Origin of the sequence: Pelagicoccus enzymogenes (assembly GCF_014803405.1) — a bacterium.
Taxonomy (GTDB): domain Bacteria; phylum Verrucomicrobiota; class Verrucomicrobiia; order Opitutales; family Opitutaceae; genus Pelagicoccus; species Pelagicoccus enzymogenes.
In genome coordinates, this window is sequence record NZ_JACYFG010000006.1 from 280,365 (window position 1) to 299,228 (window position 18,864).

Consider the following 18,864-nt stretch of genomic DNA (forward strand, 5'->3'; position numbering starts at 1 on the left):
TTATACAACGCCTAACCCCTACCTTGGAACCTCCCCCTTCCGCTCGTGAAAAAAATACTTGTTGCTAATCGTAGCGAGATTGCCGTGCGCATCTTCCGCTCCGCCACCGAACTTGGACTCCGTACCGTAGCCATCTACTCCCATGACGACCGCTTCGGCGTACACCGCTTCAAGGCGGACGAGGCTTACCTCGTGGGAGAGGGCAAAGGCCCCGTCGCCGCTTACCTCGACATCGACTCCATTATCAAGGTCGCCAAGGAAGCGGGAGCCGACGCCATCCACCCCGGATACGGTTTCCTCTCCGAAAACCCAACTTTCGCTCGGGCCTGCCGCGACGCTGGCATCACCTTCATCGGCCCCGACGCCGAGCTCATCGACAAGATGGGCGATAAGGTCGCCGCCCGCGCCGCTGCGGAGGCCGCTAAGGTCCCCACCCTGCCCGGCACCCAAGACGCCATCTCCAATCCCAAGGAAGCCGCCCGCCTCGCCAAGAAGATCGGCTTCCCTCTCATCATAAAAGCTGCCTTCGGCGGCGGCGGCCGCGGCATGCGCGTCGTCAAGAAGGAGAAAGACCTCCTGCCCTTGCTCGAAGAAGCCCAGAACGAAGCCCAGATCGCCTTCGGCAACAACGCCGTCTTCCTCGAGCGCTACATCGAACGCGCCAAGCACATCGAAGTGCAAGTGCTCGGCGACCGCCACGGCAACGTAGTCCACCTCTACGAACGCGATTGTTCCGTGCAACGCCGCCATCAAAAGGTGGTTGAGATCGCCCCCTCCATCGGCCTCGACCCAAAGATGCGCCAAGCTCTCTGCGACGCCGCCGTACGCCTTGCCACCGAGATCGGCTACCAAAACGCGGGCACCGTGGAGTACCTCTACGATTGCGATACTGACGACTGGTTCTTCATCGAGATGAACCCGCGTATCCAAGTTGAACATACGGTCACCGAAATCGTCACCAGTGTCGATATCGTGCGCTCCCAAATCCTCGTCGCCCAAGGCAAGAAACTGCACGGGCCGGAGATCCACATTCCCGAGCAAGACAAGATTCCTTGCCACGGCTTCGCCATCCAAAGCCGCATCACCACCGAGGACCCAGCAAACGGCTTTACTCCTGACTATGGGCGTATCGTCAACTACCGTTCCGCGGCCGGCTTCGGCGTGCGTCTCGACGGCGCCATGGGCGACACCGGAGCCGTCATCACGCCTTTCTTCGACTCGCTCCTCGTCAAAGTGACCGCCTTCGCGTCCACCTTCGAGAACGCGATCGCCCGTATGGACCGGGCCCTGCGCGAATTCCGTATCCGCGGAGTAAAGACGAACATTCCGTTTATCGAGAACGTCATCCACCACCAGCAGTTCAAGTCGGGGCAAGCCACCACGACCATGATCGACACCTCGCCCGAGCTGTTCGAGTTCAAGCCGCGCAAGGACCGGGCCACCAAGCTGCTCAACTTCCTGGGCGACACCATCGTCAACGGAAACGAACAGGTCAAAGGTCGCCCCGTTCCCGCGATGCAGCTGCCCTTGCTCCGTCCCGCTTACGATCCCAGCAAGCCCAAGCCGAAAGGCACTCGCGACCGCTTGCTGGAGCTCGGAGCCGACGGATTCTCCCAATGGCTGCTCAAGCAAAAGCGACTCATGGTCACGGATACCACTTTCCGCGACGCCCATCAGTCGCTCTTCGCCGCCCGCATGCGCACCGCCGACATGCTCAACTGCGCCGATGCGGTTTCGCAAAACCTCTCCAACCTCTTCTCCTTGGAAATGTGGGGCGGCGCCACCTACGACACCTCCATGCGCTTCCTCAAGGAGTGCCCCTACGAGCGCCTCCGCGCCTTCCGAGAAAAGACGCCTAACATCCTTTTCCAGATGCTTCTGCGCGGAGCCAACGCCGTCGGGTATTCAAATTACCCTGACAACGTCGTCAGCTCCTTCGTCAAGCACGCCGCCGAGGCAGGCATGGACGTATTTCGCGTCTTCGACTCGCTCAACTACCTGCCCAACCTCAAGGTTGCCATGCAGGCGGTGCGCAAGACCCACGCGCTCTGCGAGGGCACCCTTTGCTACACCGGCGACATCGACGACCCCAAGCGCGACAAGTATTCACTCAAATACTACGTCGAGCTCGCCAAGGAACTCGAGAAAATGGGAGCTCATATGCTCGCGATCAAGGACATGGCTGGGCTCTGCAAGCCCTTCGCCATTCCCAAACTGGTCAAGGCCCTCAAGCAGGAAGTCGGCATCCCTATCCACTTCCACACGCACGATTCCTCAGGCATCGCCTCCGCCTCCGTCATCAAGGCCGCCGAAGCAGGCGTGGACGTAGTCGACCTCGCCGTCTCTTCCATGTCGGGGCTCACCTCCCAACCCAACCTCAACTCTATCGTGGCCGCCCTTGCAGGCCACCCACGTGACACCAAGCTGGACCAAAGCGTGCTCAACGAGCTTTCCCTCTATTGGGAAGCCGTTCGCCAGTACTACGAACCCTTCGACACCGGTCCTAAGTTCGGTTCCGCCGAAGTCTACGAACACGAGATGCCGGGCGGACAATACACCAACCTACGCGAGCAAGCCTTCTCGCTGGGCCTCGGCAAACGCTGGCCGGAAGTCGTACACGCCTACGAGGAAGTCAACCAACTCCTAGGAGACATCGTGAAAGTGACGCCGTCCAGCAAGTGCGTGGGCGACCTCGCCATCTTCCTCGTCACCCGCGGCATCAAGGTTTCCGACGTGGTTAACCTCGAGCCCGGCTCCAGCTTCCCCGCCTCTATCGTCGACATGCTTTCCGGCGGACTGGGCCAACCGAAAGGCGGCTGGCCCAAGGCGGTACAAAAAGTGGTGCTCGGCGACGTCAAGCCACGCAAGGGGCGACCCGGAAGCTACGCGAAGAAGATCGACCTCACCCAGGAACAAGCCGCTCTCGGCAAAAAGCTCGGACGGAAGGCGACAGAGGACGACCTCTTCCGCCACCTCATGTATCCCGACGTCTTCGCGCAATTCTGCGAATTCGAAAAGAGCTACGGCGACGTATCCGTCCTGCCTACCCCCGCCTACTTCTACGGCCTCAAACCAAACGAGGAAATCGAAGTCGAAATCGAGAAAGGCAAGGTCCTCTACATAAAGTTGATCAACGTGGGCGACGCCAACGACGAAGGCTACCGTCACATTACCTTCGAGCTCAACGGCCGGGCCCGCGACATCTCTGTACTGGACAAGTCGATACAGTCTACCGCTCAACCCAAAGAACAGGCCGACCCCAACAACGAGAAACAAGTGGGCGCCCCGATTCCGGGAATGATCTGCAACATCTCGACCAGCGTCGGCACTAAGGTGAAGAAGGGAGACAAGCTCCTCGCCATCGAAGCCATGAAGATGCAAACCACCGTCTACGCTCCCGCGAACGGCACCGTGGATCGCATCACAGTGGACGTCGGCGAAAGCATCGAGGCGAAGGACTTGCTCGTCGTCCTCCGCTAACAATGGCCGCCAAGCTCTGAGCTCTCATTCTGCTGAGCCCGTGACTCATAGCGGGCTCAGCAAGGCATCGGAAAACGAATCGTATGATATCTTCTTTCCGTTGGCGCGAATCTGCCCATCCATCACCGGAAAGACCAAGCGCCCTACCGAGAAATATTCCATGAAGAGCAGTTTCTCGGGGCGCATTTTGCTGGACCTAAGACGCTCGACCATCGCGTCGATCGCTGCGTCGTGCTCCACCAAAACCTCCCCGTCCGGCAAAGCCTTTTTGGGGCTGTAACGCTTGCGAAATCGGACCGGTTCCTCGCTCTCCCAATCGAGCTCGACTACCGTGGCGAATCGCGAACGGCGAAACAGCGTCTTCATGTCCATCACCGTACTAGCTCTCGCAACCAGTGACTGGTCCCGCAAGTGAGACTCGTAGGAATCATGGTTGTAGACCCTTAAGTTGTAGGCATTCCCCAAGGCCTTGAGGTCAGGATCGCTACCGCTTCGCTCCACATCGCTCACCTCGATCCATATCCGCGGGATGTCGACAAGCGAGCCGACGATCACGCAGAGAAAAGGCTTTTCGTAGCGGACATCCTTTACCCCTTCTAACGCGCGCAGTCGCGGGAAGTCCTCCGCCTTTCCAATGGGGCAGAAAATCGTTAAAAGAAGCAGGAAGACAAGAGCGGGGCGGAACATAACCTGAAATCAAAATGCGAACGAGTTCTAGAGGCGAACACTCTTTTTCTCACACAATTGACAAGCGCTCTTGCCCCTCCCGTTCTGGCTAGGTTTCCTGACCCACTCTGCCGCGACGTCGCTCCAGCTCCCTGCGAACTTCCAACGCTCGAGCCTCTGTAAGACGATAGCTGGCCATGATCCAAATCGCGATCCCCGAGGTAAGCATCGGTACCAGAATATCGAATACACGCAGCAGAAACAAGGTCCGCTCCGCCTGCCCGCCCCCCAGCTCCGCGTCGAAGCCAGTCACGTTCAACAGGAAGCCCGAAAGGGCCAAAGCCAAAGCCATGCCGAGCTTGACCACCCACCAGAAGATGGAGCCAAACATCCCCTCTCTCCTCTCCCCAGTCTCCAGCTCGTCCAAATCGCAAACGTCCGCTACCATAGACCCCATCAAGGTAAACAAGGCGCCTAGGCCAAATGCGATCAAGGGAGCAGGCAGGAGCAACAACTGAGGCTGCTGCGGATCGTAGCAAAACCACTTCAGGCCGTAGCCGACGATCGAAATCCCCGTCGCGACAAAAAAAGTACGCCGCTTGCCCAGCCTCGCCGAAACCCAAGTCACGAGGAGGATGACGCAGAAAGTGCTCACCGACGATACGGTGCCGAACCAGCCGATGTAGCGCGCGCCGCCATCCTGATCCCCTCCGAAAACGTAGTAAATGATCACGAAGGACGAAAAGGAGGACACCAGCATGAAGCCGTTGAAGACCAGGAACGTCGCCCCACACAATTTAAGGAACGGGAGAAAACGAATCGTCGCCCAGAACCCTTTGGCGAAACCGACCGCGTTGCGCTTCAAGCCTTCGAGGAAAGAAGAAGCCCCTTCGTATCCAGCCTCTGGCGACAAGTCGCTCTCCGAGAACCGTTCCCGACAAAAAACAGCTGGAACGATTCCGACCAAGGCAACGAATATGCCGATCGCGATCGCCAATCCACGAGCTCCCGCCACCGAATCCTCGAACAAAGCGTCGTTTTCCATGATCGCGTAAAACCAGGGGACTGCCACCCAAGCGAATTGCCCGATGAAATTCGCCACCCCCATCAGCCGCGTCCGCTCGTTGTAGTCAGGCGTCAGCTCGTAGCCCATCGCCACCCAAGGGGTGGCAAACACCGTGTAAGCAAGATAGAACACGATCGACCCCAGCAAGAAATACCAAAAATAGAAGCTATCGCTGTATCCAGCCGGCAATTGCCAAAGAAAGGCGAAAACCACTCCCGCAACCAGTGCTCCCACAAAGATGTAGGGCCGACGGCGGCCCCATCTCGATCGCGTGTGATCCGAAACATATCCCATCATCGGATCCGTCAACGCGTCCGTAAGTCGCGGTATCGCCATCAACAATCCAACCACCGCCGGATTCAGCTTCAGCCCCGTCACCAGCACGATCGACATCATCCCGATCGCCGCTCCCAGCAAGTTGTTGGCTAGAGCGCCCGCCCCGTAAGCGAGCTTGCGCGGGAACGGAATACGCTCTTGGGAAGCAGTTGAATACTCGGGCATGGGGTGGATAGCAAAAAGCGGAAGGCGCGAAAGTCCAACGAAAGCTCAACTTGGCAAGAACCTCGTTTCGGGACGACGTGACAGGTCGCCACCTCACTGCTACCTGCCAAAAGGCCGCGGAAAAGACAAGCCGCGATACCAGTTCAAGCGATCGTTCGCAAGCTTCAGCTCATTCTTTCTGCACCGCTCGTTTGGGCTCCCTGTCGATTGTATAGAGCCCCCAGTGCTTCTCGGCCCCCAACGGATCGGCATTGCCCTTCCAATCTTCGTCGAAGGCTTCGAACCAAAAGATCGTGATATTGTTGGCCCTGCCAAACTCCATCAATTCTCGATAGTGGCGGGCTTGCGATTCCTCGCTTGCCCGATCGCCGAACTCAGACGCCACGCTAGCCCAGCCAGCTTCCGACACCACTATCGGCATATCCGGCAAAACCGCCCGAATTTCCTGCAAGTTCTCGATCGTGTAAGGCAGCGCTTCATCTATCGTCTTTTCCTCCCAAGCTGGGTAAGTATGCACGGCCAGAAAATCGAGATGGTCCGCCAATTCCGCTCCATACTGGGAAAAAACCTTGTAATTGTCAGCTGTTGTAACCGGCTGCTGGATACGGCTTCGAACGGATTTCAGGTGGCGGATCATCGACTCGAGAGAGACAAGATGGTCATTCCAAGTGACCAACGACTCGTTTCCCACGTTCACAGCGACAACGATATCTGAATACTCGTTCGCCAAGCGTACACCGGCTTCAATTTCCCGCAAATTTTTGGCAGCCTTTCGCTCTAGTTCCGCTTCCGGCACCGGTTCCAAAACCCACGCGCAGCCTTCGTGATTACTCAATTCTCCATCCAGCCAGATTCCCAACATGACTTTGAGAGGAATACCGTGCTCACGGATGATACGCAGCACATCCTCCGAATTCCGCTGGCTGTCATAAAGCCGGATCAGCTCAAACCCTTCTTCGAAAGCGATAATCTTCAGGTCCTCCAAAATCTGCTCATCGGTCGGAAGCACCGCTCCCTCCCCTCGATCCGGATGCTGGCCGTGGCGAAATCCCGAATAGGCGACGCCCCGTTGCATGCCTGCCAGCAAAGATTCCTGCGGCTGCCGCAAATCCTCGCCAGACACGTGTCCGCCACAGGCGAGTGACAGGACCGATAGAACAAATGTGATCGCTCGGGGTAAGTGATTCATACTGCAGTGCATGAATCATTAAGATGCACTTTAATGCAATGCTTTATTTGTTTCGCGACGGTTTTTCCGCGATTCCGGGCCATCAGCACCCGAGACCGCTCTTGACCCTTACAACGGGCCACAAATAGTCCCTCCAAAAGAGAAATGCGACTTCCCCAGCACACAAAGCTCCTTTTCATCGGCGACTCGATCACCGACGCCGGACGCGACCCCTCCGGCGAGCCCACGCCTTGGACCAACGACATCGGTCTCGGCCGCGGCTACGTGAATCTCGTCAACGCCCTGCTGCATATAAGCACTCCCGAATCCAAAATCCGGATACTCAACCAAGGGATCAGCGGCAATACCATCCGAGACCTATCCCAACGATGGCAGGAGGACGTCTTGGACCATAAGCCCGATTGGCTCTCGATCAAAATCGGCATCAACGACGTCTGGAGACAATTCGACCAACCTCACCGCAAGGAGACCCATGTCAGTCCGGAGGAATTCGCGGCGACCTACCGCCAACTCCTCGACCAAACCCGCCCCCAACTGCAGGGGCTGGTGCTTATCTCCCCGTACTTCATCGAACCCAATCGTGACGATCCCATGCGAGCGCTCATGGATCGCTACGGAGCCATCGCCCATAAAATCGCTCAGGAGTACGACGCGGTCTTCGTGGACGCCCAGGCCGCCATGGACCGCCTCACCCAACACACCCACCCCGCCGAAATCGCATGGGACCGCATCCACCCCTCGTCCGTGGGGCACATGGCCATCGCCCAAGCCTTCGTCGATGCCATCTCATAATTCGGCTTACCCTAATTCCTATGAAAATCGAACACTTCGCAATCAACGTCAGCGACCCCAACGCCTTCGCTGACTGGTACGTCAAAAACTGCGGCATGAGCGTCGCCCGTAAATTGGAGAAAGCTCCCTTCACCCACTTCCTCGCCGACTCCAGCGGATCCGTCATGGTTGAGGTCTACAACAATCCCGTCGACCAGGTTCCAGACTACGCCAGCATGAATCCGCTCATCCTGCACCTCGCCTTCGTCTCTAAGGATCCGGATGCTGACCGCTCCCGCCTCGAAGCAGCAGGAGCCAGCTTCGTGGTCGACGAGACCACGCCTTTGGGCGACCGCTTGGTCATGCTGCGCGACCCCTGGGGCTTCGCCATCCAACTCTGCCAGCGCGGCACCCCGATGCTCTAGCGCGTCAAGGCATCCAAGATCGTGTCTGGCCGATTGGTGGTAATCGAATCAACCCCGCGGCCGACAAGGGCCAAGGCGAACTCAGGATCGTCGACGGTCCAGACATGATAGCCCCAGCCTTTCTCCTTGAAGCGGGCCACGAATGACGAATCGACCACTTCGTTGGCTCGCGTGCTGATGCCGTCGGCCTTACTTTTCCGCAAGACGCGCATCAGCTTTCCCGTGTGCGGCCGCAATCGCCCCTTTTCGTCCTGCTTGACGGAGACGAGCCAGTTCGCCCGATAACGAGGCGCCTCCCGCTTCAATCGGCGAACCACCTTTTCGTTGAAGGAGATGAAAGTCAGCTGTTCATCCTTCAACTCCGAGGCCTCGACCTGCTTCAACAGTTCAGGAACGATCTCCGGCCCGCACTTGATCTCCACGAACATGGTCTTGCCCTCTGGGACCGTCCCCAAGACCTCACGCAAAGTCGGAATCGCAGTTCCCACCCACTGTTCGCCAACCCAACGCCCAAAGTCATAAGCGCGCAATTCCTCTAGCGTCAGATCCTCAACTCTCTTGTCTACCCCCGTGTATTTCTGGATCGAGAAGTCGTGCACGCAGACAATCTCACCATCAGCTGTGAGGTGAAAATCGCCTTCGATCGCGTCGGCATCGAGCTCCCAAGCAAGTTCGAACGCGGGCAGCGTATTTTCGGGGGCGTAAGCCGATGCCCCACGATGCGCGATCACAAAGCTTTCGCGGGCGCTCGCGTTCGCCGCGAACAGCAGTAACAAAAAAATTCCATATTTCATAAGCAAAAAGTGTTTAGGCCCTCGCCATAGGCATCTCGCCTCAGGAGCAGGAACCACAATGCCGGTCCCCCGCCTCGACCGGCGCTCTCCAATCGGGGACGATATGGTGCAGTTCCATCCTGCTTTCCGAACCGGGCAGTTTTTCCAATCTTAGAAGCTGTATCGCCCTTTCAATGACAAGGCGGTCTCCGCAACAGAAACCCACGATTTCATCGCATTGCGATTCGTCGTCCGATTTCAAAGTTAAAAAGCTGCTTCGGTCGGCGACTCGTCCCTCCAGCGTCTGGAAAACGCTGTAACTGTCGCTCACTATAGACTCAGGCTCGTATTCGTCATACCAAGACAAGAGCACATTATCATCCGTCCCTAAGTTACCCGAGAAAACAGGCAACACTTGATACTTGAACGAGAAAAGCTCCTCGAAACGATCCTTCAGAATTCGAGATTCCCGATTTTCGGAAGCAGTAAGCACCAGCCCTATCTTGCGTATGCCGCGTCGTTGAAAGTGGTCCACTCCCAGTCCGAGCATGCGCCTCCAGTCCAAGTCGACCGAGCAAACAGATTGCTCAAGGATAGAGCAACAGTTGACGATCTGGAAACGCTTGAGCAAGAGCGGATCCAAGCGATCACCCTCCAGCAAGCCAAGGGATAGGATCTTCTCGGCCCCTCTGAACTCGAGGCTACGGCGCAACGATTCCGCGCTCACGAAATCAGACGCGTAGACAATGTCGGCATCGTATCCATACTTCTCGCACAACTGACGACTCAATGCGACGAGACGCAGTACCCGCTTTGTTCGCCGCCACAAAAGAAGCGTTAGGACTTCGCGACTTCGTCCACCTCCACTTCGCCACCGTTGGGCCGCCAAGCGGGAAATGGTCGGGTCCGGGCGGTAGCCGAGCGCCTCTGCTGCCTTCAACACTTTGGCACGAGTGGCGTGGCCCACGTGCGAGCAATCCCTCAGAGCCCGCGAAACGGTTGACTTGTTGACTCCCGCTAGCTGAGCCACATCTGCCAATGTCACGATTCTCCGATTCGTCTTTTCCATTTACGCTTCAGCGTCGAAACTGAAGGAGCCCTTCCGGCATATCCAGAAGAAGAAGAGCCCGTAAACAGAACGTAACAGGGCCATCGGTAGGCCCTGCTACGCCGCTTAAAATCTTCCCCTAGAACTGGGGCGATGCTCCTAGCCAGGTCAAAGCTTTGCCCTAAAAATACGGGGCAAGCGAAGCGAGGTCGCTGCTCACTCCCGTTCGACGCGATAAAAACTGCCTGCGCCGGGAACCGCGTCGTCCCGATTCCAGCTTGGCTTCCAGAAAATTCTGGCAACCGCGTCTTTCTCCAAGTCCTTGTCGTTCAATGTAACATTCAAACGGATACCGTCCCAATCGCCGCCTCCCTGCTCGTCCAGATAAGCGAAGGGCACCGAGATTTCGAGCGCATACCCGAGAGCGGTCTTGCGAGCGACGTAAGTCGATCCCTCCGGATAGGATCCAGCTCCTCGAGCGCGGGTGTCACCGTTCGGACCGGGCGCGATATTGAAAAAGAGAGGACGGCGATCCGCCTTGTTGGAGCCACGCACCCGTTGCGGTCTGGCGTCGATCAGAACTCCTACACTGTCCTGCGCCCAAAGGGCGTCTTCCTCGGACAGGGCAAGGCTGTCGTCGAAAACCTTTACCGCCACGAGCAAGTTCTCCCCGTCCTCAGCGACGTCGAATTCGAAACGGCTGTCTTTCTCGCCCTCCCATCGACGATGGTAGTGCCAGTCCGCGACCTCGGGGGATCGATAGGACAAGGATCCCCACTCCTTCAGATCTCCATCCACGAGAAAGTCTGCTTCGGTTCTGATCGGAAGTTCGCGCACCACGGACAGCGATTCCGAATCCTCGAACCGGATTGCCTCCCCATCGCGATCAAAGGCAAGTTTCCACTGCATCTCCGCAGCGATTCCCTCGCTGAAATCGTCGCTGGCGTTGGCGACGTCGAAATCAAGCGTCAACACCTCGTTGGGCGGCAATCTCCAGCTGCCCGAGCGTTTCCCCTTGATGACGACGTTTTCCAGTTGCTTGAACTGCATCTCGAAGTCTACCGGATAATCGGAATCGTTGGTAAACCTGAATGCCAGCTGACCGCGATCGAAACGTCCTTCTCGAAACAGGATCGGCTGCAGGGCGAGCGATCCGTCATCGATCAACGCGCTTTGCACCTGGCGAACCTCTTCATCCCTCACGTTCTCGTCCCAGATTCCTTCAAGAATGAGGTTGGCGAGAATCGGCCCCTCGTCCGTCATCGTCACCCAAACGACATGGTCGAATTCGCCGAATCGCGGACCGCGCAAACCGCTATTCCCCCCGGTAGTCGCCAAGGTGAAGAATTCCTTCCCCTTGCGGCTATGCTTGACGTAACGATGATGATGCCCCGCGAAGACAGTGAAATCCCGCCCCTGCAAGGCCTCCTCGATTTGCGGCCACTTCCCCGTCGGGTCATTGCGATCCCAAAGCGGCGTGTGGATAAATACCATGGTCCAGCGCGGGTCGGGATGCTTCTCGATTTCCGCCACGGCCCAATCCACTTGCTCCTGCGTCATCGCATGCGGGCGCGCTTCGTCATTGGAATTCAAGACCAGGCAAAACACGTCGTGATAAACGAACGAGTAGTAGCTGGCTCCGTAACGCTCCTTCCACACCTCGGCCATCACTGGATTCGTGTAGTCGTGATTCCCCGCCACGTAGAAGAACGGCATCTCCAGCTTCTCCACGAAGCCCTCAAATTCGTCCCATTCATATTCCAGCTGCTTGCGGTCCGTCGTGTAGCCTTGGATGAGGTCACCCACCGACATTACGAATTCAGGCTGCAGCCAATTCAACTTGCAGAAGGCGTCCTCCAGCACTCCCTCCCGACCTCCCGTCGTGTTGTCGGTAATAATGGCAAACTGGAAATTGCTGGGATCATTGTTTAGATCCAAGCCGGTCCAAGGATTTACCGTATCCGATTCTTGGATAACTACACGGGGCAAGTCCTTCACGTTGCTCGCGGAAGAATGGTCGTGACCCGAATGAGCGCTAACGCTGCTCGCCATGGAGAAAGCTCCTATAGCGAAGGCGAAAATTGGTTTCGATAACTTCATTATTCTCGTAATTGATATTCTTATACAAGGCAACCGGCGGATATCCCCGCCGGTTGCCCCCTTTTTAATTCATCCAGCGAAAGGCTTAGTTCGCCGATTCCGGATCGCTCTCCAAGAACTGGTTAAGATCGAAGAGTTCGAGCAATACGCTGCCGCCAGCATCTCCCTCGGCTTCGGCTGTGAACGCGCCCTCTGCCGCATCGACGAAAAGCGCCGCATCCAAACTGCCTGCTGAGAGAGCACCACTGCCAACCATGGCAGAATACGCAGCAGCATCGCCGCTTTGCCAATCGTCGTTGCGAGCGATCTCCTTGTCAGACTCGTCGTAAACGACGAGCTGCGGATCAGCGGCGACCGGATTGACGCGCCAAGCCGCGAGGCCTGGACCAATCGCCCTCACAAGGGAGCGGCTGCGGTTTCCGTCTGCAGCTACGAATCCGAGCTTAGCGGTTTCTCCATTCGGACCGATACGGGTCAAGCTGGATACGTTCGCAAGCGCTGCAAGCTGGTCCGCCGACGCGGAGAGATAGACTTCGCCGACAACCTGACCAGCGCCCGATTGGGAAGCGACGACCGCCGTGTAAACGCCGGGCTCTAGGGTGACGATCAACGCTGCGTCCAATCCTGACTCAGCGTTCACCTCAGCACCAAAAGCCTCAATCGCCTGAGCCGAATCGAGATCCCAATTGTCGTTCGACCCGACGCTCTCGTAGGTTCCGTACTCAGTCTGTCGATACAGGTCAATCTTCGCATCGCGTTCGCTGGAAGCCCTCAGCAGCGTCGTTACGCCCTGCTCGCCGAGCAACTCGAAACCGAGTACGAGCGAGCTGGCTATCGACTCCGATACATAGCCCTCCGCCGCAGCATAGACGAGACGCGTTGGCAATGGAGCCCCTACCTCGCTCGGCGTGCTTTGAGCCTGAGCTTCGCTGGCCTTGGCCGCTTCCGTGACAGCTTCCGTGGGCAGTTCCGCATCCCCGTTGCCCGCATAGGCTTCGCCCAAGAAGGTCAATCCCGGAGAGTAAACGATGAACTCCCCTTGAGTCGCCTCGAGGTGCAAGGTAAGCTCACCGCTCAATTCAGGAGCGCGGGTGATCGCCATTGCCTGGTTCGCGATGTCGGACTCGTACACGGCTACCGCCACTTGGAAGCCTTCGGCGTTAAGAAGCTCAATCGTCGTGTCCTGATTTCTCTGGATAGACAATCCGTTGGCTCGGTTCGAACCATCAGGATTCAAGGCGCCTTGGATGACAGCGTTTCCAAACGCAGTTTCCCGAGCTGCCAAGGTTTCTTCGGTCACACGTCCGAAAACAACCAAAGCGCCTTGGTCGTTTAGATGAGTGTCGGCCGGGAAGGTATGAACGATTTCCGGAGCAGAGGCTCCACCGGTTTCAGACACGCGGATCTGCCACCCCGACATGTCCGTTACGAACCCGGACAGGTTTACGAATTCGATGAACTTGTCTCCAACGGCCTCTTCCAGAACTCCATTGCGGTTAATGTCCGCTCCGGTTCCCAAGATCATAGGCATAACCTCGCTGATAACGATATTGTACGGATTCGGCTCGATATCCTCTACCTTCAAAATCGCCAGCGCGGGCAAGATGTCGGGACCGGACCGGACCACGATCCGCACGTCTCTGGTTCCATCCAGCAGTTCGTCGTCGTATCCACTTATTGGAAACGTGACTTGAGTTTGCCCTTCGGGAATCGTAACCGTCGTGGACTCGAGCGTGATTTCGTCAGGCTCGATCGCCCCTTCGCTGTCGAGCGTGTAACCGTTGCTTTCGATCGTCACCTCCAGGCCACCGGCAGGAGCTGGCGACTCAAGCCCGACCGTCGCGATCGTAGCGGCCCCTGATTCGTCTTCCCGAATCGAGCTTTTGCTCAAGGAGAGAGACAGCACGTTCTCAGGAGTGAAGTATGGTTGGCCATTCGGCAAAGTACCTGGCGAATAAAGCGAGCCGCCAGAGCCGTTGATCTGAGAGTGGATCGTGAAGTCCGCACCCGCAACGCCTTGGCTACGGTGGATGGAGCCTCCGTTTGGCTCCACCGGATAGATGTCGCCGTCGATCAGAAGATCTACCGTTTCGACCAAGCCACCCAGTCGAGCCACCAAGCTCGCGATTTCAGGACGGTTCGAGTTGAAGGCCAAAAGTCCAGATGACGACTTCTGGATGGTCGCCCCGCCGAATACACCAGTTGGATTTCCTCCGCCGAATACCACGATCGCTCGGCCTGCCCCGATGACGGAGCCTTCTTCAAATTCGTGGCGAATGCCCAAATCGTCCGAAATCGTCCAACCGCTGATGTCGACCGGGAAATCCTCGAAGTTCACGATTTCCACGAAATCGTCCGCGCTTCCATTGCGAATTCCGTCGCCGTTCGAATCTCCAATCAAGTCGAGTTCCGTAACGCCGGGATTCACGTTCAGCAGTTCCATCATGACGACGCGTGGTTGAGGCGTCGAATTCTCCACCCGAAAGCGAAGGCGCTCCGTAGAATAGCCCTCCGCCTCGAAATCGATCTCGATCACCTTGACGCCGGTGAACTGTCCATCTTGGCGGATCTCGAAGGGGACCTCCAATCGTGTCTGCCCCGCGGGCACTTGCAGCGTTGCAGGCAGGTTTACGGTGTTGAGGGCAATGTCCGTCAAGCCGAGAGCGACGTCCAATCCTCCAACAGGCGCGGGAGTGGACAAATCGATCACCAAGCTCGTGCCCAAGGCCGCGTCAGCTGGCTCCTGGAAGACCTCTTGCTCCAGGTTCAATCCGAAGAAGGACACCGCATCGTCACCCGTTACCCGAACGTTATCGAGGTAGTAGTCTTCGGCCGAGGCGTTGGAGTTGAAGGTGACCCGCAGGTCCAAGCTCGATCCCGACATGTTGATCGGCCAATCGAAGTCCACGAACTCGGGTACCAGTCGTGGGCTGTCGACCCCCGTCAAGGTAGAGGCGCCGCCCACGAAGTAGCGAGCCGGCGCGTTCGTTCCACGGCTGCGGAAACCGCCGATGTTTATCCACTCGCCCGAATCAACGCGCACTTCGATCAAGAGCGTGTTGTTCGGCTCGAACCCTTCGCCGCCTTCGGCGACCGCCATGGTAAGCTGCAAATTCCCCAAGCCGGAGATATCGATTCCACTCCAAGTCAGGCGTCCTTCCTGGGCCAACAGGTCTTCCGTGCTGGAGGTGAAATTGGTCGCGTTATCGATGTCGCGAGCTCCAAACAACCAGTCGCCGTCGATGGTACCCCCGGCCGCCACCGTTCCGTTGGAAAATTCCTGACGGCGAGCAAAGAAGTCCGCCTCCCCGTCGTCGGCACCGTTCTCCACTAGGTAACGAGTGCCCGCTCCATCTGTTTCAAAACTTTCCTGCAAGGCCGACACGGTAGCGCCGCACGCCGCACTCGCGGCAGCGAGAATCGCCGCGCCCATGAAACAGCGGCGAAAATATGAAGATTGTATTCTATTTTTCATGACAAATATTTTCAAAACTCAGGTTAGTAGTTCAGCTTGAGGCCAAGCGTATAGATCGGGTTCGAGTAGCGAACCGAGGTGGCCCGCGTCTCGTCGCCTTGGTACTGAACAAGCGGCTCGTTGGTCAGGTTGGTCCCCTCGAAGAAGAGGTTCAGCCCATCCCGCAGCTTGTAGCGGGCGATCAAGTCAACCCGCTCGCTCTCGCCCACGTAGGTGTCCAGGGCATTGGCCGGCTCATCGAGCAGGGCAAGCTCGTCGATCACTCCCCCGCCGCGAACGCTGTTCAGGTAAGCTCCACGCAAGTTGTAACTGGCGCGAACGAACAGGCGGTCGTCTTCGTAGGAGAGCGAGAAGTTGGCAGTCTCGTCAGGCTGGCGGAACAGGGGAACCTCTTCCCCCAATCGTTCGTAAGTCACAAGCTCGACGCTGGAATCGAAGGTAGCGTAGTTCGCGTCGATCGCCATCTTCTCGAAGAAGCCCGGAAGCATGTTCAAGCTGCGGTTGAAGGAAAACTCGATTCCACTCAACTCCCCTTCGCCTCCGTTCACGCGGCGCGTGAAGGTGTAGGGAGAAACGTTGCGGCCGGTGCTGTTGTAGATTTCCGCGTAGTAGGCAGTCTCCTCGTTCGGCCCCACATCGTCGCGGCGCTCAACGTAGATCGGACCGTCCAGCTCTTTCTCGAAGATACCGATCGATGCCGTTCCCAAGGGCTCAAAGTAGTACTCGACCGAAAGGTCGTAGTTGCGCGATTCCCAGGGACGCAGCTCGAAATTCGGCAGCTCCATCACGTTCGTAAAGAGCGCCCCGCTGATCCCTGGAACCTCGCGGGGGACAAGGTCCGTAAACGTAGGCCGGGAAATCGTCTCCGTTACCGACGCCCTGAGCACTAAGGAATCGTTGACATCGTAGCGGGCGTGCACAGCTGGCAGCCAGTAATCGTATTCCCGCTCGGTCCGGACCAAGCTCGAGTAGACGCCCTCGTCGAGGAAGCGCCAGTAGGCGGGGGAGATGAATTGCCCATCGCCGGTACGCGTCGTAATGGACAAGTTCTCGAAGCTGTTCTCCGTGTTTTCATAGCGAACTCCAGCGATCACCTGCAAGTTTCCGCGCCGAGCGGTTTGCATGAAGTATCCGCCCAGAATGTCTTCGGTGGCGACGTAGTCAGTGGTCACAGACGCGGTGAAGTTCGCGTTGATCTCACTTGGGAGCTGTCCAAATTCCGCTCCGTAGGAGCTGGGGTCCCTCAGGAAGGCGAGCGTGCTGTCTACGTTAAAAGTAGGACCATAGAGAAAGTCCGACCCGAAGTTTTCCACGAAACTGTCGCTGTCTCCTCCATAGAATACGTCGTCCGAGAGACGTATCCGGTTCAGTGGATACAAGGTGTCGTCGAAGGCGCCTAGCGGACTGCTGTAGTTGTTGTTGTTAACCTTGAACGTCTTGTCTCGGAAATCGAAAGAACCTCCGACTTCCGTTTCCATCCGGAACCCGAACAAGTCGTAGTTTTTGGTCGCTTTCAGCTCAAATCCGTCGCGCTTGTCCTCGCTGTCCGCTAGGTTGTGGTAAGGACCCGCAGCAGTGTCTTCCGAAATTTGGAAAAGCGTGGGATCGTAAAACGCCCCCACGGAAAGCGATTCGATGATCGGCCGGTTTGGGTCGCCACCAGAAAGGGATTCGACCTGCACCCCCGAGCCCGCCAGAACCATTCCCCGCGAAACTCGATTCTGCTCCGCGTCCGATTGGTAGTACTTCCACTCCAAATCGACATCGTCAAAGAAGCGATGGTCCCCACCGAACTGGAAGGTGAAGATCTTGTCTTCCGTAATGATGTTTCGAAACTCGTTCGAAACGGTGCCGCCCCAGCGCGAGTAAGTGTACTGCTTCAAATCCGCATCATAGACCAAGTCGCCGAGCTGTATCGCTTCCGCATAAGTCAACGAACCTTGCGTGGGGTCGATGGTGTTGATTCTGTCGATGTTGAAGGGATCGCTCAGGTCCAAGCCCAACTGCCCGGCAATTTCGGGAGTCAATCGACGGGCTCCCGCATAGGTGTTGCTGTCTCCGGTGCGGGCTCCTCGTCCCGACTCGCGATTCGTTTCCTCGTCGTCAAACTCGTTATGGGAAAACGAGAGAAACACTTCTTGATCCTCGGCCAGCTCCAGCTCCAAGCGACCGCTGAAGCCCTTACGTTCGCGTACAATCTTGAAGTCGCGAAAGTTCGTCTCGTTCAGCACGTATCCAAGAATCGGATCGCCCTGCAAAAGAGGCGCCGGCGACGGGTCCCAACCCGCGGTCAAAGTTTCAGTCGCTCGCTGGTCTTCAGACATGTTAACCGAAAACTGCACCCCTAAGCGCTTGTTTCCGAGAAAGGACAACTCCTTGTCAGTCAGTACGTCGCCAAAAGTCAGGTTGAGACGATGGCTTGAATCGTCAGCGAGATCGTACTGGGTAAACGCCGCCTCCACTGAGCCAAACATCCTGCCGCGGTCCAAGGCGCTACGCGTAATCAGGTTAACCGTACCACCGATAACGCCGCCCTTCTGATTGGGTAGCCAGGTTTTGGATACCTCCAATCTTTCAAGTTGGTCAACCGTCACGATATTCAATCCGGTTTGGCGACCGTTTTCCTCGGGCGTAGCGACCTCGATGCCATCCAGCATGATGTTACTGAGCTGAGGATCAGCCCCTCGGATAATCACGAACTTACCTTCCCCCTGGCTGTCCTGCACCGTGACCCCCGGAACTCGCTGCAGAGCTTCCGCGGCATTCCTGTCCACAAATTGGCCGAGAGCGTCCGACGATACCGCGTTCACCAGATTCTGAGCGGACTTCTGGATATTTTGCGCCTTCGCTTCTCCAATCAGCGAACCTTTGACCGTAAAGCCCTCAAGCTCCACCACGTCGGTGCTTAAGATAAAGTTCGCCGTGGCTACGTCCGCTGCCGAATCCACCGAGACGCTCAACGCCTGCACCGGATACCCCTGGGCCTTCATTACCAGCGTGTAGTTTCCTTCGGCAATATCGTTAAGGACATAGCGCCCACCGCGTTCGGTGTAGACGGACGCGCCTGTCTCCTGCACGACCACGCTCGCTCCTTCGATAAAAAGGGATTGATCGTCATCCCGCACGTGACCTTCAATCGTCGCTGCATGGACCTGTCCCCCGAGTAGGGAGAGCATCCCGGCTCCTGCAAACGACGCGAATAGATTCTGTAAGTTCATAGTTGTTTAGGCTCCTTCTCAAAAAAATTGAAGGCCGCAAAGTTCGCGATCCGGTCGGATCTGACGAGAGGCGATGTCCACAACACGTTGCAGTAACGAACTTGTCACAAAAGGCGCAAACCTGTATCCTTCTAACAACTACATTATCGTTG

The 18,864-nt window shown here is 57.2% G+C and carries 11 protein-coding genes; 3 read left to right on the forward strand and 8 right to left on the reverse strand.

What is annotated here, in order from left to right:
- Window positions 1-45 precede the first annotated feature (45 nt).
- Complete coding sequence (locus IEN85_RS03680) at window positions 46-3,480, forward strand: pyruvate carboxylase (RefSeq protein WP_191615711.1); 3,435 nt, start codon at window positions 46-48, stop codon at window positions 3,478-3,480.
- Between the two features lie 45 nt (window positions 3,481-3,525).
- On the opposite strand, the gene IEN85_RS03685 is transcribed toward IEN85_RS03680, so the two are convergent.
- The 3 genes from IEN85_RS03685 to IEN85_RS03695 form a co-directional block, all read right to left on the reverse strand.
- Window positions 3,526-4,167: a hypothetical protein gene (locus IEN85_RS03685; protein ID WP_191615712.1), complete on the reverse strand. Its 642-nt coding sequence runs from the start codon at window positions 4,165-4,167 to the stop codon at window positions 3,526-3,528.
- Between the two features lie 88 nt (window positions 4,168-4,255).
- Window positions 4,256-5,713, reverse strand: a complete 1,458-nt coding sequence (locus IEN85_RS03690; RefSeq protein WP_191615713.1) for an MFS transporter — start codon at window positions 5,711-5,713, stop codon at window positions 4,256-4,258.
- A gap of 169 nt (window positions 5,714-5,882) precedes the next feature.
- Window positions 5,883-6,902, reverse strand: a complete 1,020-nt coding sequence (locus tag IEN85_RS03695) for a glycosyl hydrolase family 17 protein (RefSeq protein WP_191615714.1) — start codon at window positions 6,900-6,902, stop codon at window positions 5,883-5,885.
- Window positions 6,903-7,046: 144 nt separating this feature from the next.
- On the opposite strand from IEN85_RS03695, the gene IEN85_RS03700 reads away from it, so the two are divergent.
- Both IEN85_RS03700 and IEN85_RS03705 read left to right on the forward strand, forming a co-directional pair.
- Window positions 7,047-7,694, forward strand: a complete 648-nt coding sequence (locus IEN85_RS03700) for an SGNH/GDSL hydrolase family protein (protein WP_191615715.1) — start codon at window positions 7,047-7,049, stop codon at window positions 7,692-7,694.
- A gap of 20 nt (window positions 7,695-7,714) precedes the next feature.
- Window positions 7,715-8,098, forward strand: coding sequence for a VOC family protein (locus IEN85_RS03705; protein ID WP_191615716.1), 384 nt, complete (start codon window positions 7,715-7,717; stop codon window positions 8,096-8,098).
- Here the strand turns inward: IEN85_RS03705 and IEN85_RS03710 are convergent.
- The 5 genes from IEN85_RS03710 to IEN85_RS03730 form a co-directional block, all read right to left on the reverse strand.
- On the reverse strand, window positions 8,095-8,892 hold the full coding sequence (locus IEN85_RS03710) for a glycerophosphodiester phosphodiesterase (RefSeq protein ID WP_191615717.1): 798 nt from the start codon (window positions 8,890-8,892) through the stop codon (window positions 8,095-8,097). The genes IEN85_RS03705 and IEN85_RS03710 overlap by 4 nt on opposite strands.
- Window positions 8,893-8,932: 40 nt before the next feature.
- Entirely contained in the window at window positions 8,933-9,940 is a 1,008-nt protein-coding gene (locus IEN85_RS03715) for a LacI family DNA-binding transcriptional regulator (protein WP_191615718.1), read from the reverse strand.
- 195 nt (window positions 9,941-10,135) lie between these two features.
- Entirely contained in the window at window positions 10,136-11,971 is a 1,836-nt protein-coding gene (locus IEN85_RS03720; RefSeq protein WP_191615719.1) for a metallophosphoesterase, read from the reverse strand.
- 133 nt (window positions 11,972-12,104) lie between these two features.
- Window positions 12,105-15,494 (reverse strand): lamin tail domain-containing protein, encoded by a 3,390-nt coding sequence (locus tag IEN85_RS03725; RefSeq protein ID WP_191615720.1) that lies wholly within the window; start codon window positions 15,492-15,494, stop codon window positions 12,105-12,107.
- A 23-nt stretch (window positions 15,495-15,517) separates the two neighbouring features.
- Window positions 15,518-18,712 (reverse strand): TonB-dependent receptor, encoded by a 3,195-nt coding sequence (locus IEN85_RS03730; protein ID WP_191615721.1) that lies wholly within the window; start codon window positions 18,710-18,712, stop codon window positions 15,518-15,520.
- Between the last annotated feature and the right edge of the window lie 152 nt (window positions 18,713-18,864).

Excerpts from the sequence above, each read along its gene's own strand:
- IEN85_RS03725 (WP_191615720.1), bottom strand. The coding sequence starts at position 15,494 with ATGAAAAATAGAATACAATCTTCATATTTTCGCCGCTGTTTCATGGGC.
- IEN85_RS03685 (WP_191615712.1), bottom strand. The coding sequence starts at position 4,167 with ATGTTCCGCCCCGCTCTTGTCTTCCTGCTTCTTTTAACGATTTTCTGC.
- IEN85_RS03690 (WP_191615713.1), bottom strand. The coding sequence starts at position 5,713 with ATGCCCGAGTATTCAACTGCTTCCCAAGAGCGTATTCCGTTCCCGCGC.
- IEN85_RS03715 (WP_191615718.1), bottom strand. The coding sequence starts at position 9,940 with ATGGAAAAGACGAATCGGAGAATCGTGACATTGGCAGATGTGGCTCAG.
- IEN85_RS03705 (WP_191615716.1), top strand. The coding sequence starts at position 7,715 with ATGAAAATCGAACACTTCGCAATCAACGTCAGCGACCCCAACGCCTTC.
- IEN85_RS03720 (WP_191615719.1), bottom strand. The coding sequence starts at position 11,971 with ATGGCGAGCAGCGTTAGCGCTCATTCGGGTCACGACCATTCTTCCGCG.
- IEN85_RS03695 (WP_191615714.1), bottom strand. The coding sequence starts at position 6,902 with ATGAATCACTTACCCCGAGCGATCACATTTGTTCTATCGGTCCTGTCA.
- IEN85_RS03700 (WP_191615715.1), top strand. The coding sequence starts at position 7,047 with ATGCGACTTCCCCAGCACACAAAGCTCCTTTTCATCGGCGACTCGATC.
- IEN85_RS03710 (WP_191615717.1), bottom strand. The coding sequence starts at position 8,892 with ATGAAATATGGAATTTTTTTGTTACTGCTGTTCGCGGCGAACGCGAGC.
- IEN85_RS03730 (WP_191615721.1), bottom strand. The coding sequence starts at position 18,712 with ATGAACTTACAGAATCTATTCGCGTCGTTTGCAGGAGCCGGGATGCTC.